The organism is Cupriavidus sp. HE11 (genome assembly GCF_056097175.1).
This window is the reverse complement of sequence record NZ_CP184464.1, coordinates 3,218,680-3,244,288: the sequence shown is the minus strand read 5'-3', so window position 1 is coordinate 3,244,288 and position 25,609 is coordinate 3,218,680. Positions and strand designations below refer to the sequence as shown.

Annotated in this window: 24 protein-coding genes and 1 pseudogene; 13 read left to right on the top strand and 12 right to left on the bottom strand. The window is 66.7% G+C overall.

What is annotated here, in order from left to right:
* Positions 1-25: 25 nt before the first annotated feature.
* Both ACOABP_RS15080 and ACOABP_RS15075 read right to left on the bottom strand, forming a co-directional pair.
* On the bottom strand, positions 26-724 hold the full coding sequence (locus ACOABP_RS15080) for an RraA family protein (RefSeq protein ID WP_474225883.1): 699 nt from the start codon (positions 722-724) through the stop codon (positions 26-28).
* A gap of 48 nt (positions 725-772) precedes the next feature.
* Positions 773-1,735, bottom strand: a complete 963-nt coding sequence (locus tag ACOABP_RS15075) for a tripartite tricarboxylate transporter substrate binding protein (protein WP_474225881.1) — start codon at positions 1,733-1,735, stop codon at positions 773-775.
* Between the two features lie 167 nt (positions 1,736-1,902).
* Between ACOABP_RS15075 and ACOABP_RS15070 the strand changes: the two genes are divergently transcribed.
* A complete protein-coding gene (locus ACOABP_RS15070; RefSeq protein ID WP_474225880.1) occupies positions 1,903-2,631 on the top strand; it encodes an IclR family transcriptional regulator in 729 nt (242 codons plus the stop codon).
* A gap of 51 nt (positions 2,632-2,682) precedes the next feature.
* On the opposite strand, the gene ACOABP_RS15065 is transcribed toward ACOABP_RS15070, so the two are convergent.
* From ACOABP_RS15065 to ACOABP_RS15045, 5 genes are all read right to left on the bottom strand, one after another.
* Positions 2,683-3,750 carry a porin gene (locus ACOABP_RS15065; RefSeq protein ID WP_474225878.1) on the bottom strand — a complete coding sequence of 356 codons (1,068 nt, stop codon included), beginning with the start codon at positions 3,748-3,750 and terminating at the stop codon, positions 2,683-2,685.
* A gap of 72 nt (positions 3,751-3,822) precedes the next feature.
* On the bottom strand, positions 3,823-4,296 hold the full coding sequence (locus tag ACOABP_RS15060; RefSeq protein WP_474227849.1) for a gamma carbonic anhydrase family protein: 474 nt from the start codon (positions 4,294-4,296) through the stop codon (positions 3,823-3,825).
* A gap of 17 nt (positions 4,297-4,313) precedes the next feature.
* Entirely contained in the window at positions 4,314-5,285 is a 972-nt protein-coding gene (locus tag ACOABP_RS15055; protein ID WP_474225877.1) for a Bug family tripartite tricarboxylate transporter substrate binding protein, read from the bottom strand.
* A 60-nt stretch (positions 5,286-5,345) separates the two neighbouring features.
* Positions 5,346-6,494 (bottom strand): CaiB/BaiF CoA transferase family protein, encoded by a 1,149-nt coding sequence (locus ACOABP_RS15050; protein ID WP_474225876.1) that lies wholly within the window; start codon positions 6,492-6,494, stop codon positions 5,346-5,348.
* A gap of 20 nt (positions 6,495-6,514) precedes the next feature.
* Entirely contained in the window at positions 6,515-7,483 is a 969-nt protein-coding gene (locus ACOABP_RS15045; RefSeq protein WP_474225875.1) for a hydroxymethylglutaryl-CoA lyase, read from the bottom strand.
* A 133-nt stretch (positions 7,484-7,616) separates the two neighbouring features.
* Between ACOABP_RS15045 and ACOABP_RS15040 the strand changes: the two genes are divergently transcribed.
* From ACOABP_RS15040 to ACOABP_RS15020, 5 genes are all read left to right on the top strand, one after another.
* Positions 7,617-8,534 (top strand): LysR family transcriptional regulator, encoded by a 918-nt coding sequence (locus tag ACOABP_RS15040; protein WP_474227848.1) that lies wholly within the window; start codon positions 7,617-7,619, stop codon positions 8,532-8,534.
* 83 nt (positions 8,535-8,617) lie between these two features.
* Entirely contained in the window at positions 8,618-9,319 is a 702-nt protein-coding gene (locus tag ACOABP_RS15035) for a DUF3348 domain-containing protein (RefSeq protein WP_474225874.1), read from the top strand.
* A 6-nt stretch (positions 9,320-9,325) separates the two neighbouring features.
* Positions 9,326-12,181, top strand: coding sequence for a DUF802 domain-containing protein (locus ACOABP_RS15030; protein ID WP_474225873.1), 2,856 nt, complete (start codon positions 9,326-9,328; stop codon positions 12,179-12,181).
* Positions 12,178-12,843: an OmpA family protein gene (locus tag ACOABP_RS15025; protein WP_474225872.1), complete on the top strand. Its 666-nt coding sequence runs from the start codon at positions 12,178-12,180 to the stop codon at positions 12,841-12,843. Before ACOABP_RS15030 ends, ACOABP_RS15025 begins: the two co-directional genes overlap by 4 nt.
* Positions 12,836-13,621: a DUF2894 domain-containing protein gene (locus tag ACOABP_RS15020; protein ID WP_474225871.1), complete on the top strand. Its 786-nt coding sequence runs from the start codon at positions 12,836-12,838 to the stop codon at positions 13,619-13,621. The genes ACOABP_RS15025 and ACOABP_RS15020 overlap by 8 nt, the downstream gene beginning before the upstream one ends.
* Positions 13,622-13,677: 56 nt before the next feature.
* Here the strand turns inward: ACOABP_RS15020 and ACOABP_RS15015 are convergent, their stop codons facing one another.
* From ACOABP_RS15015 to ACOABP_RS15005, 3 genes are all read right to left on the bottom strand, one after another.
* A complete protein-coding gene (locus tag ACOABP_RS15015) occupies positions 13,678-14,064 on the bottom strand; it encodes a VOC family protein (protein WP_474225869.1) in 387 nt (128 codons plus the stop codon).
* A 90-nt stretch (positions 14,065-14,154) separates the two neighbouring features.
* Positions 14,155-15,459 carry an MFS transporter gene (locus ACOABP_RS15010; RefSeq protein WP_474225867.1) on the bottom strand — a complete coding sequence of 435 codons (1,305 nt, stop codon included), beginning with the start codon at positions 15,457-15,459 and terminating at the stop codon, positions 14,155-14,157.
* A gap of 99 nt (positions 15,460-15,558) precedes the next feature.
* Entirely contained in the window at positions 15,559-16,005 is a 447-nt protein-coding gene (locus ACOABP_RS15005; protein WP_474227847.1) for a MerR family transcriptional regulator, read from the bottom strand.
* A 173-nt stretch (positions 16,006-16,178) separates the two neighbouring features.
* On the opposite strand from ACOABP_RS15005, the gene ACOABP_RS15000 reads away from it, so the two are divergent.
* From ACOABP_RS15000 to ACOABP_RS14980, 5 genes and pseudogenes are all read left to right on the top strand, one after another.
* Positions 16,179-17,009, top strand: coding sequence for an alpha/beta fold hydrolase (locus tag ACOABP_RS15000; RefSeq protein ID WP_474225866.1), 831 nt, complete (start codon positions 16,179-16,181; stop codon positions 17,007-17,009).
* A 153-nt stretch (positions 17,010-17,162) separates the two neighbouring features.
* Positions 17,163-18,397, top strand: a pseudogene (locus ACOABP_RS14995) (NADH:flavin oxidoreductase/NADH oxidase family protein).
* Positions 18,398-18,671: 274 nt separating this feature from the next.
* Positions 18,672-19,049 (top strand): hypothetical protein, encoded by a 378-nt coding sequence (locus ACOABP_RS14990; RefSeq protein ID WP_474225865.1) that lies wholly within the window; start codon positions 18,672-18,674, stop codon positions 19,047-19,049.
* A gap of 26 nt (positions 19,050-19,075) precedes the next feature.
* On the top strand, positions 19,076-19,984 hold the full coding sequence (locus tag ACOABP_RS14985) for a DUF2950 domain-containing protein (protein ID WP_474225864.1): 909 nt from the start codon (positions 19,076-19,078) through the stop codon (positions 19,982-19,984).
* Positions 19,981-21,159, top strand: a complete 1,179-nt coding sequence (locus ACOABP_RS14980; protein ID WP_474225863.1) for a DUF3300 domain-containing protein — start codon at positions 19,981-19,983, stop codon at positions 21,157-21,159. The genes ACOABP_RS14985 and ACOABP_RS14980 overlap by 4 nt, the downstream gene beginning before the upstream one ends.
* A 46-nt stretch (positions 21,160-21,205) precedes the next feature.
* Here the strand turns inward: ACOABP_RS14980 and ACOABP_RS14975 are convergent, their stop codons facing one another.
* Complete coding sequence (locus ACOABP_RS14975; RefSeq protein WP_474225862.1) at positions 21,206-21,691, bottom strand: Rrf2 family transcriptional regulator; 486 nt, start codon at positions 21,689-21,691, stop codon at positions 21,206-21,208.
* Between the two features lie 100 nt (positions 21,692-21,791).
* Here ACOABP_RS14975 and ACOABP_RS14970 point away from each other — a divergent pair, with 100 nt between their 5' ends.
* Together ACOABP_RS14970 and ACOABP_RS14965 are read left to right on the top strand one after the other, a co-directional pair.
* A complete protein-coding gene (locus tag ACOABP_RS14970) occupies positions 21,792-22,697 on the top strand; it encodes an NAD(P)/FAD-dependent oxidoreductase (protein WP_474225861.1) in 906 nt (301 codons plus the stop codon).
* A 266-nt stretch (positions 22,698-22,963) separates the two neighbouring features.
* The gene (locus tag ACOABP_RS14965) at positions 22,964-23,896 is read left to right on the top strand and encodes an MBL fold metallo-hydrolase (RefSeq protein WP_474225860.1); all 933 of its coding nucleotides are present in this window, start codon (positions 22,964-22,966) and stop codon (positions 23,894-23,896) included.
* A gap of 135 nt (positions 23,897-24,031) precedes the next feature.
* Here ACOABP_RS14965 and ACOABP_RS14960 read toward each other — a convergent pair whose 3' ends face one another.
* Positions 24,032-25,525, bottom strand: a complete 1,494-nt coding sequence (locus ACOABP_RS14960; protein WP_474225858.1) for a methyl-accepting chemotaxis protein — start codon at positions 25,523-25,525, stop codon at positions 24,032-24,034.
* Between the last annotated feature and the right edge of the window lie 84 nt (positions 25,526-25,609).

Here is a 25,609-nt window from a genome sequence, read left to right as displayed (position 1 = left end):
AGCAAAACAGGTTTCTGCGTGATGCTCACAGCGATTCACCTTCGGCCAGCACGCCGGCGGCGCGCAGTTCCTTGTCAAGCCAGCCCGGACGCAGGTCGCCGGCCTTGATGGCGGCAATGCGCTTCGCTTCGGCATCCACCTTCTTCTGGGCCAGTTCCAGGATGGCCGGCACGTCTTCACGCGGGATGACCACCACGCCATCGGCATCGCCAACGATCAGGTCGCCCGGATTGACGGCCACGCCGGCCACCGAAGCGGGCCAGTTGACCAGGCCGCCGATGGCCTTGGTGGGGCCGCACGGGTTGGTGCCGGCGGAGAACACCGGGAACGGGCCATGGGCCAGTTCGTGAGAATCGCGCACGGCGGCATCGATCACGAAGCCGGCCAGGCCCGAGGCCTGCGCCTGCGTCGCCATGATTTCGCCGCACAGGGCAGCAGTCTGGTCGCCCTTGCCGTCGACCACGATCACGTCGCCGGGCTTGGCCAGCGCCAGGCCCACGTGGAACATCAGGTTGTCGCCGGGACGCACTTCGACGGTCAGCGCCGGACCGCACACCTTCATGGCGGGCGACAGGCCCTGCACGCGGGCGTTCAGCGTGCCGCGACGGCCCACCACGTCGGCCAGGATGGCGGCCTGGAACTTCGACGCGCGCGCCACCAGTTCGGGCGAAACGCGCTCGAAATCACGACGGATGGCAGGGGATGCTTTGGCTTGGGTGCTCATGTACGACTCCAGATATGACGGAAAAACAAGGGGGTCCAACCAAGGGGCTTACTTCGTGGAAGCGATCTTCCACAGGCTTTCGAACTTGCCGCGCTGCGTGGTCATGTGCTGCGTCCACGCGGTGCCGGACAGATAAGAGATGCCGCGCGCCTCGTTGACGGCGCGGGCCAGGAATTCGGGGTCTTTCGTCGTGGCCTCGATGGCGTCCTGCAGACGCTTCGCGATGTCAATCGGCAGGCCACGCGGTGCCGCGAAGCCTCGCTCGGACGAAATCGTGATGTCGAGCTTCTGCTCGCGGGCGGTCGGCACGTCCGCCACCAGGCCCGGGCGGCGCTCGTCGCCCAGTTGCGCCAGCACCTTCACATCCTTCGAAGCGCGGTCGGCTTCCGTGTACTCGGTGGTGCTCATCGCCATCACGTCGATGTGATGACCCAGCAGGCTGGTCTTGGTCTGGGACGTTCCGGCAAACGGGATATGGTTGACCCTGGCGCCAGCCGCCTGCTGAAGCGCCAGCGCGGCCATGTGGCCATTCGTGCCAATGCCATTGCTGCCCATCGACAGGCCTTCCGGGTTGGCCTTCAGTTGCTTGACCAGATCCGCCATCGACGCCAGCTTGCTATCGCCTGCGACGACGAACATGGTCGGGTCATCAATGACGCGCGCCAGCGGCACGATGCTGCCTGGCTCGTACTTCGGCTTGCGCTGGATCGGAATGGTCAGCAGCGAAGGCGTCGACACGATGCCGATGGTGTAGCCATCGGCCGCCGCCCGCGACAGCGCCGAGTACGCGATCTCGCCCGATGCGCCCGGCTTGTTCACCACCACGATGCGGGCCTTGCCGCCAAGGTGTTTCTGCAGGAACGGCGTCATGGCGCGCGCCAACAGGTCCGTGCCTCCCCCGGCGGCAAAGCCGACGTAGACCTCGATGGGCCTGTCATCGGGCCAGGCCGCGTGCGCGGACATGGCCGCCATCGCAAATGCCGCGACGAGAAGGGATCGGACTTGACGCATTGGTTGTCTCCGTTTCTTGTTGCGTTGTACTCTGTACAACATCGTTTCATAAATTTGAGACAACTATAGTCCGTTAAAGTCGCAGCTCCACTTGGCGTTTACCCTTGTACATTACACAATGGCGTTGTACACAGTACAATGCACGGAATCACGTACCGGAATAAAAGATGAGTAACCACGGGGTAGCCGCCGTCGAAAAGGCGCTTGGCTTGCTGGACTGCTTCCGCCTTGGCGCAGAGATCCAGTCGCTTGCGCAGCTTTCCAGCACCTCCGGCATGCACAAGACGACGGTGTTCCGTCTGCTGAATTCGCTGGAGCGGATGAGCTATGTGGTGCGCACGGCCGATGGGCGCTATGCGCTGGGGCCGCGCGTGCTGTATCTGGGCAAGCTGTACGAGCAGTCGTTCCAGCTGGGCTCGGTCATCGAGCCCGTGCTGCAGGAGCTGGCACTGGCGACCCGGGAAAGCGCGTCGTACTACGTGCTGCACGGCGACGAGCAGCGCATGTGCCTGTATCGCGCCGAGCCCAGCGAAGGCCTGCGCGAGACGCGCCTGCCCGGCACCATCCTGCCGCTCGACGACACCGCAATCGGGTCGGTGCTCAAGTACTGGGGGAAGGAAGATGAATCGGCCCGCCGTGACGAGCCGCTGCCATGGTTCACCGCCGGCGTGCGCGATATCTATACCGCGGCCTTCGCCACGCCGTTGTTCGGGGCTGGCGACAAGTTCATGGCGTCGCTCACGCTCTCCGGCCCGGCCACACGCCTGCAGGCGGCGGATCGCACCGAGATCGCCCGGGTGCAGCTGGTGGCTGCCACCAAGCTGTCAAGGCTGCTCGGCGCAAGTCCGGCCTGGTGCGAAAAGGTCTACGGCACGGGCAACTTCGTTCACGACTGAAACCGCGCCGTCGACCTTCGCCTTCCGGCCGGTTCGGCACCAATCCGGCGATCAGAAGATGTGCTTGATGCCGGCCACCACGCCGGTCTGGTTCACGCCTGGCGCCACCGTGCCTCCATTCACCACACCCAGCGTGGACGCGCCCTTGTTGTCCATGAATGATGCGTTGAGATACAGGTCGGTGCGTTTGGACAGCGTGTAGGCCATCGCCAGCGCGTAGCTCATGGCATCGCTGGAGGAATCGCGCCGGTCGGTACGATAGACGCCGGCGCGCACTACGAAGGCCGGCGTGAAGTTGTACGAGCCGCCGATCCAGTACAAGTGGGCGCGCAGCGACGGCGTGGCAATGGTGCCCTGCAGGAACCGATACCCTGCCGTGGCCGTGAACGGCCCGTCGGTCCACAGCAGGCCGGTGGCGTAGCGTCGTTCGATCGTCCCGGCCGAGGCCGCCGACGTGCCCCGACGCTGGTCGTAGGCCAGCACCATGCCAAGCTTGCCGATCGTGTACGACGTGCCCACGCCAATCTCCTGGCCGATGCGCGGATTGCCAGGCACTTCGCTGCCGTTGGCGATCGTGGCGTCGTAGCCGGCGCTGTACATGCCGGTGAGGGTCAGGTTGCCAAAATTGCCGGTGTACTTGATGGCATTGTCCGCGCGGTTGGCGAACTGCGCGTCCTGCGCCAGCAGGCCGTAGCTGGTGTACCGCACGGGATCAAGCGGCACGAACAGGTCGTAGAGCGTGTTGATCTGGCGCCCCAGCGAAATCAGCCCCCATTCGTTCTGCAGCCCGACATAGGCCTGCCGCCCGAACAGACGGCCGCCCTGCCCCGACGTGCCGGTGTCGCTGTTGAAGCCGCTTTCCAGCACGAACACCGCACCCAGGCCGCCGCCCAGGTCTTCCTTGCCGCGCAGGCCCCAGCGCGACCCGGTCACGTTGCCCGGCGACATCCGATACACGGAGCCGGACCCATTCGTTCCGGCATGGTTCAGGAATTCGATCCCCGTATCGACCAGTCCGTACAGCGTTACCGATGCCGATGACTGGGCGCAGGCATGGCCCGTGCAAATCGCAAAGGCGAGCGCCGCCGCACCGGCTGACGCCAGTTTCTTGTAATGCATGTCTCCTCCGTCTGGATGGGAAATAACCCGCGCCGGTCTGGTTGCCGGCTGCGGGACAACCGGGATCGCCGCTCAGGCGATACGCTTCAACGCCGTCCTGTAGTGCGCCGCGCGCCGGGCATAGTCGTCGGCATTGGCACGCAGGTTGTCCACCTCATCCTGTGTCAGCTGCCGCACGGCCTTGGCCGGAGCACCCAGGATCAGCGAGCGCGGCGGAAAGGCCTTGCCCTCCGTCACCAGTGCGCCTGCGGCAACCAGCGACCCGGCGCCGATGCTCGCGTTGTTCAGCACGATGGCCTGGTGACCGACGCTGACATGCTCGCCAATCCGCAGCGGGCAGCCCGGATCGGTATGCAGCACGGCGCCCTCCTGCACGTTGCTGCCCGCGCCGATCCGGATCGGCTCGTTGTCGGCACGGATGACCGCACCGGGCCACACGCTGACGTCGTCGGCCAGTTCGGCACGGCCGATGAGGGTGGCCTCGGCGGCCACGAAGGCGCTTTCGGCAATGGATGGCTTGAGTTCGCCAAGCTGGTAGACGGGCATGTTCTCGATGGGATCAATCATTCGACTTTGACGTTGGCCTTCTTCACCAGGCCAGCGTAACGATCGGCCTCGGCCCGGAAGTACTGGGCGGCCGCCTCGGGTGAGCCGGGCTTGATGACGGTGGCCTGCTTCTTGAGCGCCTCCACCACCTCGGGGCTGGAAAACGCCGTGGCAAACGCGTCATGTATGCGCTTCACATCGGCAGGCTTCATGTTGGCCGGACCGACGACGGCAAACCAGCCCTCGACGTGGTAGCCGGGCAGGCCCTGCTCGGCGATGGTGGGCACATCGGGCGCCACCGGCGAGCGCGCATCGCCACACAGGCCGATGGCCCGCAGCGTGCCGGCCTTCAGGTAAGGCAGCGCGGCATTGAGCGCGACCACGCCCATGTCCACCTGTCCGCCCAGCAGGTCGGTCACCATCGGGCCGGTGCCCTTGTAGGGGATGTGATTGGCCTTGACGCCGGCTTCGCTCAGGAACATCTCGCCGGCCAGATGGATGATCGTGCCGTTGCCGGACGACGCGTAGTTGTAGACGTCGGGCTTCGCCTTGAGCAGCGCCACCAGTTCCTTGACGTTCTTCGCCGGGATTTTCGGATTGACCACGAGCACAAGCTGCGTGGCGCCAAGCACGCTGATCGGCGTCACGTCCTTGATCGGGTCGAACGGCATGGACTTGAAAACGCTCGGGTTGATCACGTGATTGTTCGAGACCAGCCCCAGCGTCGTGCCGTCGGGCTGCGCCTTGACCACGGCAGCCGCGCCAGTGATCCCGCCCGCTCCGGGCAGGTTCTCGATCACCACGGGCTGGCCCATGGCCTTGCCCAGCGCCGGCCCGGCGGTGCGGGCAATGGCATCGACGCCGGAGCCTGCGCTGATCGGCAGGATCAGCCGTACCGGCTTGCTGCCCTGGGCCAGCGCGGGCAGCGCGGTGCAGAGCAGGAAGGCAGTGGCCGCAGCCACGAACCTCCTGTGGGGGCGTGAAATCATGGTTGTCTCCGTCATGCTTTGTTATAGGAACTACGGTAAAGCGGGCCCGGCCGGATGCAGTCAGTCGGGCCTTGCCATGCGCCCGAACACCTCGTCGTTGTGTTCGCCGGGCTTCGGCAACGGATGCCTGACGCCGGGACGCCTGCCACCCATCAGCAGCGGCAGCAGCACCGTGGGGGCGATGGAACCATCGTCCACCTGCATTGGCACCAGCCCGCCGCTTTGCTTCAGGTGTGGGTCGTCGAGCAACTGATCGGGACGGACAATCGGCGCGTAGGGAATGCCGGCCGCTTCGAACTGCGGCATCAGGGTGCTGGCGCGATGGTGCTGAAGGATGGCGCCCAGTTCTTCCAGCAATTGCGGCCGCACGGCAACGCGCGACGCGTTGTCGCGGTACTCGGGCCGCGCGGTCAGCTGCGGATGGCCCAGCACCTGGCACAGCGTCACGAACTGCTTGTCGCTGACCGCGCCGATAAAGAGTTGCTCGCCGTCGGCGAGCGTGAACACGTCGTACACGCTCCAGGCCGATACGCGCGACGGCATCGGCGGCGGCGCCTCGCCCGTCATTGCGAACTGCTGCATGTGCTGCGACGCCAGGAACACGCAATTTTCGAACAGCGCGCTCTGGATTTCCTGTCCGCGGCCCGTCCGGTCGCGTTCGCGCAGGGCGGCCAGGACGCCGATGGCACCGAACATGCCGCCCATGATGTCGTTGACCGAGGTTCCCGCGCGCAGCGGCCGTCCCTTCGGGCCGGTCATGTACGACAGGCCGCCCATCATCTGCACCACTTCGTCCAGCGCCAGGCGTTTTTCGTAAGGCCCGGGCAGGAAGCCCTTGTGCGAGACATAGATCAGGTGCGGGTATTTCGCCGACAGCGTTGCGTAGTCGAGGCCTAGCTTCTCCATCAGGCCGGGCCGGAAGTTTTCCAGCAGCACATCGCTCTGCCCGGCCAGTTCGGCGGCCGCCGCGCGCCCTTCCCCGGTGGTGATGTCCAGCACCACACTCTTCTTGTTGCGGTTGAACGCGCGGAAGAAACCGATGCCGAGGCCGGGCAGATTGCGTGTCTTGTCGCCGCCCGGCGGCTCCACCTTGATGACTTCGGCGCCCAGGTCGGCCAGGATCATGCCGCAGGTGGGCCCCATCACCATATGGGTAAATTCGACGACGCGGACGCCGGCCAGCGGCAGCGATGTGTTCTCTTGTTGCATGGTATGGCTCATGGTGTCGGTCAGGCGGCTGCGTGGCGGGCGCCGGCAAAGGTTCTGGGCAACCCGGCGCGCCACAGCGTGCCGTGCAGCGTTTCTCCGGCCAGCCAGCCCTGCACCTGCTGGCGCAGCGCCAGCAGTGCGCCGATATCGAGGCCGGTCTCGATACCCATGCTGCCCAGCATGTAGGCAAGATCCTCGGTCGTGACGTTGCCGCTGGCGCCGGGCGCATGCGGGCAGCCGCCGATACCGGCCAGGCAGGCATCGAATCGCGTGACGCCGGCCTGCATGGCTGCCAGTACGTTGGCGAGGCCCAGTCCGCGCGTATCGTGGAAGTGGCCGCACCAGAAACGGTCCCCGGCAAGCGCCTGGGCCCGCTCGAACAGCTGGCGGACCATGCGCGGATCGGCATACCCGACCGTATCGGCCAGGCTTACCCGATCGGCGCCCGCATCGAGCAGCGCCTGCATCAACCGCAGTACTTCATCGGGCGCCACGCGGCCTTGCAGTGTGCAGCCGAAGGCCGTGCCCACCCCGCCTTCGATCAGCGTACTGGCGCCGGCGGCATCGCGCGCCGCACGGATGCGTGCCACCTCGGCCACTACGTCGTCGGGCGTCTTGCGCAGGTTTGCCAGGCTGTGCGCATGGCTGGCGGACAACGGCACGATCATCAGGTCTGCCCCGCTGTCGATGGCGGCCTCCGCACCGCGCAGGTTGGGCACCAGCACCGAGACAAACAGCCCCGGCAGCGTCCGCGCAAACGCCACCAGTTCGGCCGTATCGGCCAGTTGCGGGAGCAGCTTCGCCGGCACGAACGAGCCGACCTCGATCTCGCGCTGGCCGGCGGCATGGGCTGCGCGGATCCACGCCTTCTTCTGTCCGGTCGGGACGATGGTCCGGATACTCTGCAGCCCGTCGCGCAATCCAACTTCGCGGATCACGGACTGGGCGGGCCAGGGAATCGGTTGAAACAGGTGGGGCACGGCGGTCATGGCTTTCGATGCCGGAAAAGGCATCCGTGTTCGAACGATATGGACGACTTTATGCCGTTCCGAAAACACCATGAAGCGATCTTTTGCGATCTTTGTCGTTCCATATCGGAATGTCTGGTTCTACAATCCGGGCATGAGAGACCTCGACCTGACTACCCTGCGGCTCTTCGTCGCCGTGTGCGAGACCCAGAACATCGCCCGGGCCGGCGAGCAGCAGCACATCGTGGCCTCGGCCATCAGCAAGCGGCTGGCGCAACTGGAAGAAACGGTGGGCGCCAGCCTGCTGGACCGCCGCCGGCGTGGCGTCGTGCCCACCCCCGCCGGCGAAATCGTCCTGACGCACGCGCGTGCCATGCTGGCCGCCGCCGATCGCGTGGCGCGCGACATGGCCGACTTTGGCGCCGGCATTCGTGGCCAGGTCCGGCTGCTGGCCACCGTTTCGTCGATGGCCGAATCGTTGCCTGACGATATCGCGGCATTCCTGCAGATTCCGGGTCACCAGGACGTAGGCATCACGATCGAGGAAAGCCTGAGCATCGACGTGGTGCGATCGCTGCGCGAGGGCTCGGCGCCGCTGGCGATCTGCTGGGACGCCGCGGACCTGGAGGGATTTCAGACGCGCCCGTACCGGGCAGACCATCTGGCCGCGATTGTCCACGGCTCGCATGCACTGGCACGCGCCGACGATTGCACGTTCGCCCAGACGCTGGAACACCGGCATATCGGCATGCCCGCGCAAACGGCCGTGCAGACGATGCTGAACCGGCACGCCGCCATCCTTGGCCGCCGCATCGACTATCGCGCCGTCGTATCGACGTTCGACGCGGCGCTGCGCTGCGTGCGTGCCGACCTGGGGCTGGCCATCATCCCGCTGGAGATCGCAGCGCCGGTGGCCCAGGCGCTGGGCATCCGCGCCATCCCGCTTCGGGACGACTGGGCGCGCCGCCGGTTCGCCATCTGCTCGCGCGACTTCGACGCCCTCTCCCCGGTTGGCAAACTGCTGGTCGACTTTCTCCAGGACCGCGCCCGCAGTGGCGAGACCGCCAGATAGCCGGCGATCTTCATCGTCTTCCCTGATTTGACGGCTCTACCCGCCCCGACCGTGTAAACTCCCCGTTTTTTCATCCTGGCGACATGATGCAAGTGCCACAGCGCACGGGTCTCAGCGGCCCGAAACTGCTACGCCTGCTGGCTCGCCTGACGGACGCGAATGCCTCGGGCGCCGCACAGTCGCTGTCTGCCGTGATGAGCCGGTGGCTTGGCTGGACCGACGCCATCGCATTGTCGGCCGCGCTCAACGGCAATCCGCCCGAAGTGGCGTCCGGCGCACCGGCGCGTGCTGGCAACGGCAGGCCAGCGGCCATCGGCGACGCCGCCGGCGCGCATGTGCGCGCGATGCTGACCGCTGCGATCACCGGGCAGGCCGCTTCTTCGGCCGACAACCGGCGCCGCATGCCGGCACGGCCCGCCGCACAGGACCCGGCCGAGGCCGATTTTGCCGTCCATCGCCAGCGCTACGTAGCGCTGCAACAGCAGATGGAGAACGAGATTGCGGGCCTGCGGGCGCGGTTGCGCACGGCCCTGGCGTCACGCACGGCGCCGGCGGGCCGGCTCGCCATGCTGGATACCGTCATGGAGCAGGTGCTCGGCCCGCGCGAACAGGCCGTGCTGGCGGCCGTGCCGGGCATGCTGGAACCGCATTTCACACGGCTGCGCGGCGCTGAGGGCGCGTGGCTCAACGAATTTCGCAGGGACATGCAGAGTGTGCTGCTGGCCGAGCTGGAGATCCGCTTCCAGCCCGTGGATGCGCTGCTCGCAGCCCTGCGCGAAAGCTGAATCGACATGAAGAGACCTCTCACATCCAACGCCGCACCCCTGATCGTCTTCCTCGCGGGCCTGGCCGTTGTCGGCTGGGTTGGCGCCGGCTACGCGGGCACGAATGCGCTGGCGCTGGCCGTCACGCTGATCATCGGCGGCTTCTACGTGGGCGGCGCACTCGAACTGCACCGCTACCGCGAGGCCACGCCCACGCTGACCGCCGCGCTGGCCGACCTTGCCACCCCGCCGGCCAGCCTCGGCGCCTGGCTCGACCGTCTTCACCCAAGCCTGCGCAATGCCGTGCGCCTGCGCGTGGAAGGCGAGCGCGTGGCCCTGCCCGGCCCGGCCATGACACCGTATCTGGTGGGCCTGCTGGTGCTGCTGGGCATGCTCGGCACCTTCCTCGGCATGGTCGGCACGCTGCGCACGACCGGCGTGGCACTGGAAAGCGCCGCCGACCTGCAGGCCATCCGCGCCTCGCTGGCGGCACCGGTCAAGGGCCTGGGCTTCGCGTTCGGCACGTCGGTGGCCGGCGTCGCCACTTCCGCCATGCTCGGGCTGCTCTCGACGCTGGCCCGCCGCGAGCGGGTACAGGCAGCGCAGATGCTCGATGAACGCATCGCCACCACGCTGCGCGTGCATTCGCGCCATCACCAGAATGAGGCCGTCTTCGCATTGCTGCAGCGGCAGGCCGAGCTGATGCCCGCGCTTGTGGATCGCCTGGAAACCATGACCACGGCGATGGCCCGCCAGAACGAAGCGCTCGGCGAGCGCCTGTCGGCCAGCCAGGACGCCTTCCACACCCGCACCGACGCCGCCTATGCGCGATTGGCCGAAACCGTGGGGCAGTCGCTGAAGGACGGGATTGCCGACAGCGCGCGCGCCGCCAGCGCCGCGATCCAGCCCGCCGTGGACACCACGATGGCCGGTCTGGCCCACGAAGCGGCCACCGTGCGCGAGTCGGTCACGCAGACCGTGCAGCAGCATCTGGACGGTCTGTCCGCGCGCTTCGATGCCACCACCACCGCCGTGACCGATACCTGGCGCCAGGCTCTGGCGCAGCACCAGCAGGCAAACACCGCGCTGACGACTGACCTGCGCGCATCGCTCGACGGCTTTGGCGAGACCTTCGCGCAACGCTCGGCCACCCTGGTGAACGATATCGGCACCCGCCTCGATGCGGCAACGGCCGACGCCACCCGCACGTGGGATGCCGCGCTGTCGCGCCTGGCGCAAACGGGCGCAGCGCTCACCGAAGGCAACCGACAGGCCATGGCCGACGCTTCGGCCGCCTTTGCGCAGCACGCCGCCGGTATTGCCGGCACGGTCAGCCAGTCGCACGCCGACCTTCAATCGCAACTGGCCACGCAGGAGACGGCGCGCCAGTCGGCAAGCGCCGACCGCGACGAGGCCCGTCTGACCGCCTGGCGCGACACGCTGGCCGCCATGGCCGCGACCCTGCGCGATGAGTGGCAACAGGTGGGCGCGGCTTCGGCGGCACGCCACCAGGAAGTGCATGACGCCCTGTCGCAGAGCGCCCGCGATATCGCCACGCATGCGCAAACCCACGCCACCGGCACCGTTGCCGAGATCGACCGCCTGCTGCACGCCGCGTCTTCGCTGCAGGCCGAACTGGCCGCGCGCGACGAGCAGCGCCTGACGGCATGGCGCGACACGCTGGCCGCCATGGCCGCCACGATGCGCGACGAGTGGCAGCAGGCGAGCGCAACTTCGGCCGCCCGCCAGCAGGAGGTTCACGACACCCTGTCCCAGAGCGCCCGCGATATCGCCACGCACGCGCAAACCCACGCCACCGGCACCGTTGCCGAGATCGATCGCCTGCTCCACGCCGCGTCTTCGCTGCAGGCCGAACTGGCCGCGCGCGACGAGCAGCGCCTGACGGCATGGCGCGACACGCTGGCCGCCATGGCCGCCACGATGCGCGACGAGTGGCAGCAGGCGAGCGCAACTTCGGCCGCCCGCCAGCAGGAGGTTCACGACACCCTGTCGCAGAGCGCCCGCGATATCGCCACGCACGCGCAAACCCACGCCACCGGCACCGTTGCCGAGATCGATCGCCTGCTCCACGCCGCGTCTTCGCTGCAGGCCGAACTGGCCGCGCGCGACGAGCAGCGCCTGACGGCATGGCGCGACACGCTGGCCGCCATGGCCGCCACGATGCGCGACGAGTGGCAGCAGGCTAGCGCGCAATCCGCCGATCACCAGCAGCAGATCCGCGACGCGCTCTCCCAGACGGCCCGCGACATCGCCACGCACACGCAGCAGCAGGCCAGCGAGACCATCGCCGAGGTGGCCCATCTGGCGCAGGTTGCGACCGAGGCGCCCAAGGCCGCCGCAGACGTCATCGCCGAACTGCGCCAGAAGCTGACTGACGGCATGGCGCGCGACAACGCGATGCTGGAGGAACGTGGCCGCCTGCTGGAAACCCTGGGCACGCTGCTCGACGCCGTGAATCACGCCTCCACCGAGCAGCGCACGGCCGTGGATGGCCTGGTCACGACCACGGCCGACCTGCTGGAGCGCGTTGGCACGCGATTCACCGAGCAGGTGGCGCAGGAGACCGGCAAGCTGGACGGCATTGCCGCGCAAATGACCGGCAGCGCCGTCGAGGTAGCGAGCCTGGGCGAAGCATTCGGTGCGGCGGTACAGCTGTTCGGCGCATCAAACGACAAGCTGGCCGAGCACCTGGCCCGCATCGAAGCCGCGCTCGACAAGTCGATGACGCGCAGCGACGAGCAACTGGCCTACTACGTGGCCCAGGCGCGCGAGGTGGTCGATCTCAGCATGCTGTCCCAGAAGCAGATCCTGGAGAACCTGCTGCAGTTCTCCGCCCAACAGCCTGGCGCCGAGGCGGCATGACGGACGATATCGACGCCGGCGTGGAGCCGACCGTCCCGGCGTGGGCGGTGTTCGGTGACCTGATGTCGGTCATGCTGGGCGCCTTCGTGCTGGTGCTGCTGGGCGTGATCGGGGTGCAGATGGAGTTGTCGGCCCGGCTGGAGAACGAGGTCAAGCAGCGGCAGGAGGAACTGAAGCGGCGCCAGACGCTGGAACAGGCGCTGGCCGGGCCGCTGGCGGCTGGCCGGGTCACGCTCAAGGACGGCCGCATCGGCATCAGCGGCAACGTGCTGTTTGCGCTGAACTCCGACCAATTGCAGCCCGAAGGCCGGGCGCTGCTCAAGAGCCTGGCCGCGCCGCTGTCGGCCTACCTGGGCGCACGCGACGAGATCTTGATGGTGAGCGGCTTTACTGACGACCAGCAGGTCAGGGAAGGCAACCGGCGGTTTGCCGACAACCTGGAACTGTCGGCCCAGCGCGCGCTGACCGTGACGCGTGCCTTGATCGAGGCCGGCGTACCCCCTGCGTCGGTCTTTTCGGCGGCGTTCGGCGCGCAGCAACCCGTTGCGCCGAATGCCACGGAAGAAAGCCGGGCGAAAAACCGGCGTGTGGAAATCGCGCCGGTGCCGCGTATTTCGGCAGGGGCCGGCGCCACGGCAGGCAAGCCCAAACCCGATGCATAGCGACGAGCGCGCCGGATTGCGCAACGATCTGCGCAACGAACTGCGCGACGAACCCCGCCAGGACCCCGCTCGGGAACCCTGCGGCGCTCGCGCCCTGCTCGACGGCTGGCGCGACAGCGGCGCCGACCGCGCGGACCCGGTTCGCTTTCGCTTTATCGAGGCGCTGGCCCGACGCGCGTCCGGCTACGACGGCCAGGCGCGGCGGTTGCTGGAGCAACGGCTGGCGGGCCTCATCGCCGACTATGACGATGGACTGGCACGTGCGCCAGGCGGAACCCCCGCCGACACGCTGCGGCCACAGCCCGGCATCCGCTCCGATCTTGCCGCCCTGACGGAACGCCTTGGCCGAGGCACGCAGCCTGCCGCCGCAACGCCCCAGGCACCTCAAACTCCTCACGCACCTCACACCCCTCACGCAGCGCATGCGCTGGCCGCCAACGAACAGCGTGTCCGCCATGCCGCCGAGCCGGCCCTGGCCGACTACTTCCGCGAGACATGGGCGCGCGTCAGCGTGGACCGCCAGCTTCGCGCATCGCAGGCGGGCGTGCCGGAGAACGCCGGGCCGCTCAACACGAACCACCTGGTGCATCGCTCGCTGTCGCTGATGCGCGAGGTGTCGCCAGGCTACCTGGAGCAGTTCCTGTCGTATGTCGATGCGCTGTCGTGGCTCGAAGGCATGCATGCCATCTCGCTGGTGCCCGACCGCGAGGCGCCGCGTGCGCCAGCGCCGCGCAAGGCGCGGGCGAAGTCAGCCAGGCCGGGTAGCAGCACAACGTAAAACGGGCCGCCAGCCGGCGGCCTTCGGGCGGCCTTCTGGCTGACTTCAGGTGGACATCAGGCAGGCTGATGGCAGACGGCCTCGATATTGTGGCCGTCCGGGTCCAGCACAAAGGCGCCGTAGTAGTCGGGGTGATAATGTGCGCGGATTCCCGGGCCGCCGTTGTCTCGCCCGCCCGCGGCAATGGCCGCCCGGTAGAAGGCATCCACGGCCTCGCGGCTATCGACCCGAAACGCGACGTGGACCGGCGGCCGGTTCGGCGTGCCCCGGCTGATCCAGAACTTCGGCTTGCCCGGCGGCCCGAAGCCTGCCACATCGGTATGTCCGGTGATGCTCGCGGGGATCTCCATCAGCTTGGCCATGCCGATGGCGCCGAGTGCCGCCGCATAGAACGCCAGACTGTTCGAATAATCGCTCACTGTCACACCGGTATGATCAATCATCTGTGTCTCCGCGAATAAGGGGGATCGGCACGGGGCCAACGCCGGCCGATTATAGACGCGGCATCTTTCCGGGCATCTTGCGCGGCATGTTCAGGCGGGCTTGCGGCTGTCCGGCGACGCGGGCGCCGGATCTTCGGCGACGGATTCGCCATCGGTCGTGGCGACCAATGCCTTGGGCGCCAGCGGAATCAGGGTCAGGATCAGCGCGTAAACGGCCGTGGTGGCGATGACGCAGTACACGAATCCGTGCGACGGCGCGCTGTTGTAGATCCACGATCCCAGCAGGTCTCCGGCGCGTCCGGACAGCGCGAGCACGCCATCCACCAGCATCATCAGCGTGCCTTGCAGGCCTGGCGGACAGGACCGCATCGCAAGATCGAGGTACGCAGCCGTGGCAATGCCGCCCATCAGCCCGGTGGGTGCCGCCAGCACCAGGGCAAGGTCGGCGGAGTGGATGAACGCCAGCGGAATCATCTGCGGCACGGCAATGATCGTGCCCCACCACAGCAGCTTGCCGAGCGCGACCCGCTTGCACAGGAAACCGTAGAGCAGGAATGTCGGGACGAACGCGGCCGCAAAGATGCCGTTGTAGTACGAATACACGGAATCCGATGCGTGCAGTTCGTTGGTCAGGTAGAACTGCAACGGCGTGGCCGAACCCGGGGCAAAATTCCAGAGAAAGCAGATCAGCACCGCAGGATAGACGGCCTTGTGCCTGACCAGCCGTCTGATATTCCCGACAAAGTCCGTGGCGCGGGCCTGCTTCCGGTCATAGATCTGCCCGAAGACCGACGGCGGCTTCCAGAGCGCCAGGGCAACGATCAGCAGATTGAAGATGGCGACCAGATAGATGGCCTGCCGGGCCGCCAGATGGTCGGAGACGTAGCCCGAAGCGAAAGCGCCCGCCACCACCGGGACGGAGCTGATCACATTCCACAGCGCGCTCAGCCGGCCTGACATGAGCTTTTCCTGGCCGACCAGGGCGATCAGCCCCTGACAGGCCGCCGCCACGAACCGGAATGCCAGCATGGCCATCAGCGTGCCCACCAGCAGGCCCATATACGTGAAGCCCGCATACGCCATCCAGACGCAAGCCAGCGCCGTTACCGGTGCGAAGACCAGGAAATAGCCGCGATCGCGCATGCCGAACGGGCTCCACTGGTCGCGGGCCAGACCGAACACGAACGCGACATAGACGGGGATGCCCGTGACCAGCCTGAATGTGGAAATCTGCGTGGCCGTCGCATGCAGCTCGTTCTTGAGCATGTACGACGTCTGGATGTCGACCAGCGCGCCGGCGGGCGTCGCCAGATAGACGAACAAGGTCAGCCATCCGAAATACACCAGGGTTCGGTCGCTGCCCTCGCCGTCCTGACGACCAGAATCGGTCCGCATCGCCGTACCCACCTGAGCCTGCCCGGACTAAGTGTAGGCAAAAAATGGGGGCGCGGATCCAGCGCTCCGGGCGACCCGAACGATGCGGACAACAGCGCCTTAGCTCGTGGCGGTGCGCCGGCGGCGGGGTTTTGCTGCCGGCCCTTCCTCGCGCACGCGGCCCAGTACCCACTGCACCCGGTCGGAGCAATCCAGGTCCTGGGGTCGGTTCTCGACGTTCCGGATCACGGCGAGCAGGTGATCCTTGTTCTGCTGCAGGCGCTGCTGCATGTCCTCGATTTCGGCGACCTTGCGCCGCAGGACGTCCAACAACTCGTCATGCTGCCAGTTGCCCGAACCGATCGGCAGCAGGTGGCGGATCTGATCGAGCGAGAATCCTGCCCCCTGCGCGGTGGCGATGATTTCCAGAATCCACACCGCGTCGGGCGAGTAGTCGCGATACCCGTTTGCCGAGCGCTCGACGGCGCTGATCAGCCCGGCCGACTCGTAGAAGCGGATGCGGGAGGCCGTCAGACCGCTGAGCCGTGCCAGTTCCCCAATTCTCATAACCTGAAAAAGATTGACCTTGAAGTGAGCTTCAATCCTACAGTGGTTTCTGGCCCGGAAGCAGTACCCGGAAGAACCGGTACCACGGGCCCAGACCAGCTGCGGCGTGCCCGCGCCGTCCGCCGGATTCGCGAATCGATGGTTCATGGCTGCACCAAACAGGAGAAGCGAGCATGGGATACGTCACAACCAAGGACGGCGTTGATATCTTCTACAAGGACTGGGGGCCGCGCGATGCGCAAGTGATCTTTTTCCATCACGGCTGGCCGCTCAGCGCCGACGACTGGGACGCACAAATGCTGTTCTTCCTGGCGCAGGGCTATCGGGTCGTGGCCCACGACCGGCGCGGCCACGGGCGGTCAAGCCAGGTCTGGGACGGCCACGACATGGATCACTACGCCGACGATGTGGCAGCGGTGGTGAAACACCTCGGCGTGCAAAAGGCCGTCCATGTCGGACACTCCACGGGCGGGGGCGAGGTCATTCACTACGTTGCGCGCCATGGCGAGGATCGCGTCGCCAAAGCCGTGCTTGTCAGTGCCGTGCCGCCGCTAATGGTCAAGACGGAAAGCAATCCGGGCGGCCTTCCCAAGGACGTCTTCGACGGTTTCCAGGCGCAGCTTGCCGCCAATCGCGCGCAGTTCTACCTCGACATTCCCACCGGGCCCTTCTACGGCTACAACCGCCCTTACGCGAAGCCGTCCGAAGGGGTCATCCGGAACTGGTGGCGCCAGGGCATGATGGGCAGCGCCAAGGCGCACTACGACGGCATCGTGGCGTTCTCGCAGACCGATTTCACCGAGGACCTGAAACGCGCCACCATTCCCGTCCTGGTCATGCATGGCGACGACGACCAGATCGTTCCCTATGCAGACTCGGCGCCGTTGTCCGCCAAGCTGCTGAAGAACGGCACGCTGAAGACCTACCCCGGGTTTCCGCACGGCATGCCCACGACCAACGCCGATACGATCAATGCCGATCTGCTGGCCTTTGTGCGCAGCTAGGCGCCTTTGACGGATATCGGTCCTGCAGGCCCGTCCCGCTTCCGGGGCGGGCCTGCCTGCTTCCTGCGCCCGGATCCGGGCGCGCAAGAAAATCCTTGACCTTAAAGTTAGCTTTAAGCTTAAAGTCGGCACACGCTCCCACGAGGTGACCTCATGAACGTGTTCGACAAGCTGGTGCTTGGCAACGGTGCCTGCATCCCCAACCGCATTGCCAAGGCCGCGATGGAAGAAAACATGGCCGACGCCGACCATGCGCCGTCCGATGCGCTGATCCGCCTGTACAAGGCATGGGCAGATGGCGGTGCCGGCCTGCTGCTGACCGGCAATGTGATGGTGGACGGGCGCGCCATGACGGGGCCCGGCGGCGTCGTGCTCGAAGACGCCACGCATCTGGACCGGTTCAGCCGCTGGGCCAGCGCCGGCCGCGCCAACGGGGCGCAGTTCTGGCTCCAGATCAATCATCCGGGACGTCAGATGCCCGCCAGCCTGAAGCAGCCCACCTGGGCTCCGTCCGCCGTGCCGATGGACCTGGGCAATATGTCGAAGCACTTCGGCACGCCCAGGGCCATGACGCAGGACGTGATCGAAGACGTCATCCGGCGCTTTGCCCGCACCGCGCAACTGGGCCAGCAGGCCGGCTTCACGGGTGTCCAGATTCACGCGGCGCACGGCTACCTGCTGAGCCAGTTCCTGTCGCCGCTGACCAATCGCCGAAGCGATGCATGGGGCGGCCGGCTGGAGAACCGTGCCCGGCTGCTGATCGAGATCGTCAAGGCGGTACGGGCCGCGGTATCGCCGGGCTTCGCGGTCGCGGTGAAGCTCAACTCAGCCGACTTCCAGCGCGGCGGCTTCAGCGTCGAGGACGCTCGCGAAGTCGTGAAAATGCTCAACGATCTGGGCGTCGACCTGGTCGAACTGTCGGGCGGCAGCTACGAGGCGCCCGCCATGCAGGGCCAGGCGCGCGACGGCCGGACGCTGGCCCGGGAGGCCTACTTCGTCGAGTTCGCGCGCGACATCCGCACCGTGGCGCAGATGCCGGTGATGGTCACCGGCGGCATCCGCCGCCAGCCCGTGGCCGAGCAGGTGGTGCGCAGCGGCGTGGACATGGTTGGCATCGGCACCGCCCTGGCCATCAACCCCAACCTGCCGCGCGACTGGCTCGCCGGCAAGGACAGTGAACCGGCGTTGCTGCCCGTCACCTGGAAAAACAAGGTGCTGGCTCGCTGGCCAATATGGCTGCGGTCAAGTTCCAGTTGCGCAACCTGAGCCGCGGCAAGGCCACCAATCCCGAGGTGTCGCCGCTGCGCGCGCTGATCCTGCAACAGGTGTCCGATGCCTGCCGCGTGCGCCGGTATCGGCGATGGGCAGCGCAGCGCGTCCGGGCCTGAAGGGTGCGGACCCGGCCAACCGCTGCCCCGCAGACTGCATTGCCGGGGCGCGACTGCAGCTGCGTACGTGTTACCCCAAAGTGCCATTGCGCCCCGTCCGCCCACCCATAAAATGAAGTAGCGGGCGGTCCGGAGGGTCCGCCGGGATTGCCACCGCCCGTTCCAGCCGATGCCCCGGCACCCTGTGCCGGGTAGACCTCATGCGAGATCGGATCGGCGACGCGCGCAGCGGCAACCGCCCCGCGCCAACCGGATCGCGCAGACCAAGGCCGTCATGGAAACGCTCGGACGATCATGGCAGTGCCGGCCCCTTGTCGGGCTTTCGCTCCTGGCACTGATGCTGGGCGGCGGCGAGGCGCTCGCGGCCACCGCCAATATCGTTCCGGTAACGTTCGCCAGCGCACCCCTTACCACGTTTGACCGGTCGTTCAGTGCCGCCGTGCGTGCATTTCGCGATGAAGGCCTGGCCGACATCAGCGCAGACCGGCGCGCCGGTTCCATCACCGGCCGCGCGGGGGCGACGATCATCAGTGCCGCGTTCCGCACGCAGGCCGACGGCACGCTCAACGTCCAGTTCGCCTCGCCGGACCCGAGAGCCAGGGATCTGGTGCAGCGCATCTACAACGCCTACAACCGGCGCATGGGACGATGATGTCCGCGCGCCCAGGGAACCCTGTCATGACGATACGGCCAGGTCCGTTCCGATTGCGCCTTGCCTCGCTGCGATCATGGGGCCTGGCGATCGTCTTCGCCCTGCTCGCGCAGGCCGCGCTTGCACAGCAGCATTTCGACACGGCCCAGGACGGCATGCGCGCGTTTGGCGAGGCGGTACTGGCCGACGATCAGCCCGCGCTCACCCAGATGCTTGGCGACGACTTCCGGGCGATTGTCCCGCCCCCCGGCGACGCGGCCCGCGAGACTTTCATTCGCGCGTGGAATGTGTCCCACTCCGTTCGAACGGCCAATGGACACGCGTTCATCGTGGTGGGCGACAGCGGATGGACCCTGCCCGTCCCGCTGGTGAAGCGCTCCGCCGGCTGGCAGTTCGACACCCGGACCGGCCTGCAGGAAATGCGCGTACGCCGGATCGGGCGCAACGAGCTGGCTGCGATACAAACCCTGCTTGCCATACGCGACGCCCAGGACGACTACGCCGAGACCGCGCATGACGGCGAAAAGCTTCTGGTCTATGCCAGCAAGCTCGCCAGCAGCCCCGGCAAGCACGACGGCCTGTACTGGCCCACCGCGCCAAACGAACCGCCGAGCCCCCTTGGCGAGGCCTTCAGCGATGCCAGCCGGCCTAACCAGAGCGCGGACGGCTACAACGGCTACCGCTTCAAGCTGCTCACCGCCCAGGGCAAGCACGCGCAGTCCGGCGCAATGAACTACGTGGTGGACGGCAAGCTCTTCGGCGGATTCGCCGTGATCGCGTGGCCGGTGCGCTACGGCGACACAGGGGTGATGACCTTCATGGTGAACCACCTGGGGATCGTCTATGAACGCAACCTCGGCCCGCAGACCGAGATGAAGGCGTCCGGCACCCAGACATTCGATCCAGCCCCGGGCTGGAGGCGGGTAGCACCATGAACCGCCGGGCAATCGTGACGGGATGCATCGCGCTGATGCTGGCCGGGTGCCAGACCAATCCGCCATCGACCGGCGCGGCCGACGCCACGGCGCAGGCGCCGGGCGCCGCACCGGCGCAATCGCTGGACCAGGCCCACCTGGCCGCCGTGCAGAAGCCGGCCGGCGCCGCGTACAAGCCCGAGGAAATCGAGGCGCTGGTGGCCCCGATCGCCTTGTACCCGGACGGCCTGCTTTCCCAGGTGCTGATGGCTTCCACCTATCCGATGGAAATCGTCCTGGCCGCCCGCTGGCTGAAGGCGCATCCCGACCTGAAGGGCGATGCCGCCATCCAGGCCGCGCAGAAAGAGACGTGGGACGCCAGCGTGAAGTCGCTACTCGCCTTTCCGCAGGTGCTTGAGCCGATGAACGACAAGATCGACTGGACGCAGAATCTCGGCGACGCCTTCCTGGCACAGCAAAAGGATGTCTTCGATGCCATCCAGCGGCTGCGCGCGAAAGCGCAGCAGACCGGCAACCTGAAGTCCAATGCCCAGCAGACGGTCACCACGCAGACGACGGCCGCCGGCCAGAGCGTTGTGATCATCGAGCCGGCCAATCCGCAGACGATCTACGTGCCGGCGTACGACCCGGGCGTGGTCTATGGTGCCTGGGCCTACCCCGCCTACCCGTACTACTACTGGCCGCCCTATCCCGCCTACTATCCCGGCTACGGTTCGGGGATCGCCTTTGGCGTGGGGCTGATCACGGCGGCGGCAATCTTCGGCAATTGCGACTGGAACAACAACAACGTCCATATCGAGCATCACAAGGCACGCAATATCGACCGCAACTTCGATTCGAGCAAACTGTCTGGAGACCGCTGGCAGCATGACGCCCGCCATCGCCAGGGGGTGGCCTACCGCGACAACGCGTCGCGCGAGAAATTTGGCCGTAGTTCGCCCGGCGCGGAGACACGCAACGGATTCCGTGGCCGCGACGGTGCGTCGGGCCGTGACAGCGGATTCAACGGTGTCGGCAACGGCCGCGGCGAGATGCAACGCGACCTGAACCGCGGCAACTCGAGCCTTGGTTCAGGCTCGCGCGGCAACGCCGCCGGTAGCGGAGGCGGCTTCCGCGGCAGTGGCGGCGGTGGCGGACGCGGGTTCGGTGGCGGCGGCCGGGGTGGCCGGCGCTAGGCAGGCGCCTGGAACGAACAACGCGCGGCCTGCGCCACGCCCGGCATCAATCGTCGCCGGCTCGCGGCGGCGAACCATCTGGCGAACGGGCACGCCCCTTCGGTAATTTCGCCCGGGCCGGCCCTTCGCATTCGTGCGCCAGCATCGCAAGCGTGACCTTCCCGAACTTTGCCAGCATGACGGCTTCCGCTTCCAGCACGGTTGCCGACAGGTGCGCGTTCACGGCCTGCTCCACCATGCATTCGGGATGGTCCCGGGACACCAGGTCCGAAAACAGCGGTGGCTCGCCAACCGCGCGATAGACATCCAGCAGCGTGATGTCCTCCAGCGGCCTGGCCAGCACCCAGCCACCGCCGTGCCCCTTTTCCGACACCACGTACCCCATGTCGCGCAGCCCGCCGAACAGGCGCCTGACAACGACCGCGTTCGTGCAAAGCATCTCGCCAAGCGCTTCGGAAGTCAGCGGGCCATCCGCGTGCTTCATGTGAATCAACGCGTGCAAGACGCGAGATATACGGCTATCGGTTCTCATCGTGGACGGCCATCTCAAGAAACTTTTCAGGTTGCATGAAAGTTTAACATGACGCTATCATGCAACTTCTTATGTTGCGTGAAGCGCGCGGGGGAAAATCATGGATACGCACTACGACGTCATCGTGGTCGGCGGCAGCTTCGCCGGCCTTTCAGCCGCCATGCAGCTGGCGCGAGCCCGGCGCCGCGTACTCGTGCTGGATGGCGCGAAGCCTCGCAACCGGTTTGCACCGCATTCGCACGGATTCCTGGGGCAGGATGGCAAGGCACCGGCAGCCATCGTCGGCGAAGCCCGGACCCAGCTTGCGGCTTACCCGACGGCACGCATCGTGGCGGGCGAGGCAAGCGCGGCACGGCGCGTCGATGATCGGTTCGTCGTCACGCATGGCGACGGACAGGCGGCCAGCGCCGATCGACTGATCCTGGCGACGGGCGTTCGCGACGAACTCCCGCCGTTGCCCGGCCTGGCGGAATGCTGGGGCGTATCGGTGCTGCATTGTCCGTATTGCCACGGCTACGAGGTTGCCGACAAGCGGCTCGGCGTCCTGGCGACGCACGCGCTGTCGATCCATCAGGCCATGCTCGTTCCTGACTGGGGACCGACGACATGGTTCACGCAGGGCATCGTGGTGCCGACCTCCGACGAAGCCGCGCTGCTGGCCCGCCGCAATGTGCGGGTCGAGCCGGCGCCCGTCGTCGAAGTCCTGGGCAATGCACCCAACCTGACCGGATTGCGCCTCGCCGATGACCGCGTGATCCGCATCGATGCGCTCTTCGTGGGGCCGCGCACGCACATGGCAAGCCCCCTGGCGGAACAGCTCGGATGCACGTTCGACGAAGGTCCGATGGGCCCCGTCATTCGCGTCGACGACTTGAAGCAGACCAGCGTGCCGGGCGTGTTCGCCGCCGGCGATGCATCGACCATGTGGAGCAATGCGACGTTCGCGTCCGCTGCCGGCGTGGCGGCGGGCGTCGCGGCCCATCGCTCGCTGATCTTCGGCCTGTAGGCGGCAACCGCACACCGCTGCTGCCCGGCAACCACAGCGTCACTTCAGGTTCCCGTGCCCGAGACCGGGCGTTCGATTGTTGTCGCCGGGACAACATACTGGGCGCTTCCGCGACGCTACTGGCGTTCGACCATCCTGCCTACAATCCGCTCCAACGATGGTTGCACAAGCCGTGCGACGGTCGAGGAAAAGGTCCGCGTCACGAAGCGGACTCGCACGCCGCCGCCCCGGTGCGGCTTACCCACCAAATTGACAGGATTACTGAAATGAGCGAAACAGCCCGCAATGTGCAGCCGGTTACCGCCAGCCTTGGCAGGCAAGGGTCCGGCGAGCTCGTGCCTTCCCGCTACGCCGTGCGCGTGGGTGACGTCGATGTCGTGCTGATCAGCGATGGCATTCTGCCGCTGCCAACGTCGACGATGTCTACCAACGTGAGCCCGTCGGACCGCAACGAATGGTTCGACGGCCGCTTCCTGCAACGCGACATGTTCGACTGGGCGCTGAATGTCGCGCTCGTGCGCAGCGGCGACCGCCTGATCCTCGTCGACTCTGGCGTGGGCGACGGCTTCGAATATTTCACGCGGGCGGGCCGTTCGGTGATGCGCCTGGAATCGGCCGGCATCGACCTGGCCGCGATCACGGATATCGTCATCACGCATATGCACATGGACCATGTGGGCGGGCTCAACGTGGACGGCGTCAAGGCAAAACTGAACCCGAACGTGCGCATTCACGTGGCCGCTGCCGAAGTGGAGTTCTGGAAGAACCCGGACTTCAGCAAGACGGTGATGCCCGAGACCGTGCCTCCGGCGCTGCGCAAGGCCGCTGCGAAGTTCGTGGAGCTCTACAGCGAGAACATCGTGCAGTTCGACCGGACCGTGGAAGTCGCGGCCGGGGTGTCGGCACGCGTGACGGGTGGACACACGCCAGGACATTGCGTTGTGGACGTGGCGTCCAAGGGCGAAAAGCTGACCTTCGTCGGCGATGCGATCTTCGAAGTTGGCTTCGACAACCCCGAATGGCAAAACGGCTTTGAACACGAGCCGGAAGTGGCTGTAGACGTGCGTATCGCACTGCTCAATGAAGCCGCCGAGACCGGCTCCCTGCTGGCGGCGGCGCACATCGCATTCCCGTCCATCGGCCATATCGCAAAGAACGGGGCGGGCTTCCGCTTCGTGCCGGTACAGTGGGATTACTGATTCCGCTATCCGGCCGCGCATGAGCTGCGCACCGTCATGCCGCCGACACCTTGCTGTCGGCGGCTTGCGCGTCCCATGACGCGGCGACCGGACATCGCGTGGCCCATCTGGAAATCGAAGCGGCTTCCGGCGGTGCTAGCGGCTTGCGCCACCCGCCTGCCAGCCGCCCCGGAGATTGAATCGGTCGACCACGGCATTGAGGCGCACAGCCTGACTCTTGAGGCTCTCGGCCGCCGCCGCGCTCTCTTCCACCAGCGCGGCGTTCTGCCGGGTCGTATTGTCGATCTGGGCCACCGCCTCGCCCACGTGCCCCACGCCCTGCGCCTGTTGATCGGTGGAACTCGATATCCGGCGGATCAGTTCGCTGACGCGCCGCGCTTTGGTCACGATATGCGTCATCCCGCCATGCGCGGCGGCAACCTGCTGCCTGCCTTGCTCCACGCGGGCGCTGCTTTCGCCAATCAGTTCGCGAATCTGGCGCGCCGCCGTCGAGGTGCGATGGGCCAACTGCTGGACTTCGGTCGCCACCACCGAGAAGCCCCGACCGGCCTCGCCAGACCTGGCCGCCTCCACCGCCGCATTCAGCGACAGGATATGGGTCTGCAGCGCGATGCTGTCGATCAGGCTCGTGATCTCCGTGATACGGTCGGCCGACGCCGAAATGCCGTCCATCGTCTGCACGACGCGCCCGACCGCGTCGCCACCTTCGGTGACTGCATCCGAAGTCTCGCCAGCCAGCGCGTTCGCCTCGCCAGCCGTTTGCGCAGCATTCTGCACGGCAGCATGGATCTGCTGCATCGATGTAGCGGTCTGTTGCACGTCCCAGGCCTGGCGCTCGGTTCGCTCGCTGAGATCGATGCTGCCGCTGGCGATCTCCGACGCCGCATCTTCAACCGCCATGGCCGCCGTGCGCACCTCGGACATCGCTCCAGCCATACGCGTGATGGCCGCCTGCAATGCCACGGCAGTGGGCACACTGACGGCGACGTGCGTGACATCCAGGCAGATCCGGTCGCCACTATCCACTTGCGCGACCAGCGCCGACAGTTCGGCGCCTTCCACGGCGGCACGCCTCAACTGCAGCGCCAGCACGATCTCGATGCCGGTCTGCACGACAACGTACACGGCATGCAGCAGCACGCGTGCAAAATCGGCCGACGACGTGCAGTAGAACGGAAAATTCAGCGCCTGCAAGCGATCGAACAGGATGTGGTGGACCGCGAACAGGGTCGCGGCGAGGACCAGCGGACGCCAGTCGCGATACACGAGCAAGAGCCCCAGCAGCACGAACACGCCAAAGTGGAATTCGGTTGTGCCGTGCGACAACTGGATATGCAACACGACCATGCCCACGTTTGCCGTGGTCAGTACCACGCCACTTGCCCGTGTGCCGCGTGCCACCGCGAATACCCCGGCACCCGTTGCCACCAGCACCGCAGCTGCCGTCAGCGCCAGCGTCAGCGCGTAATAGTGCAGGCCAATGGCGACGGCCGCCGCCGCCGAGCACAGCAGGGTCAGTAACATCACCCAGTCGGCCCAGCGGGCAATACCGCTCAATGCGGCCTGTCTGGATGTCAGCGGTTCGCCCTTGACTCCGGCTTCAGCGGGCTGTGCACGATTCAGCAACATGTTTCATTCCTCAACGTTCAGGCTCGCGCACGGCACGCAGGGCGCCGGTACGCACTGAACACTTAACGGGAACGAAACTGCAAT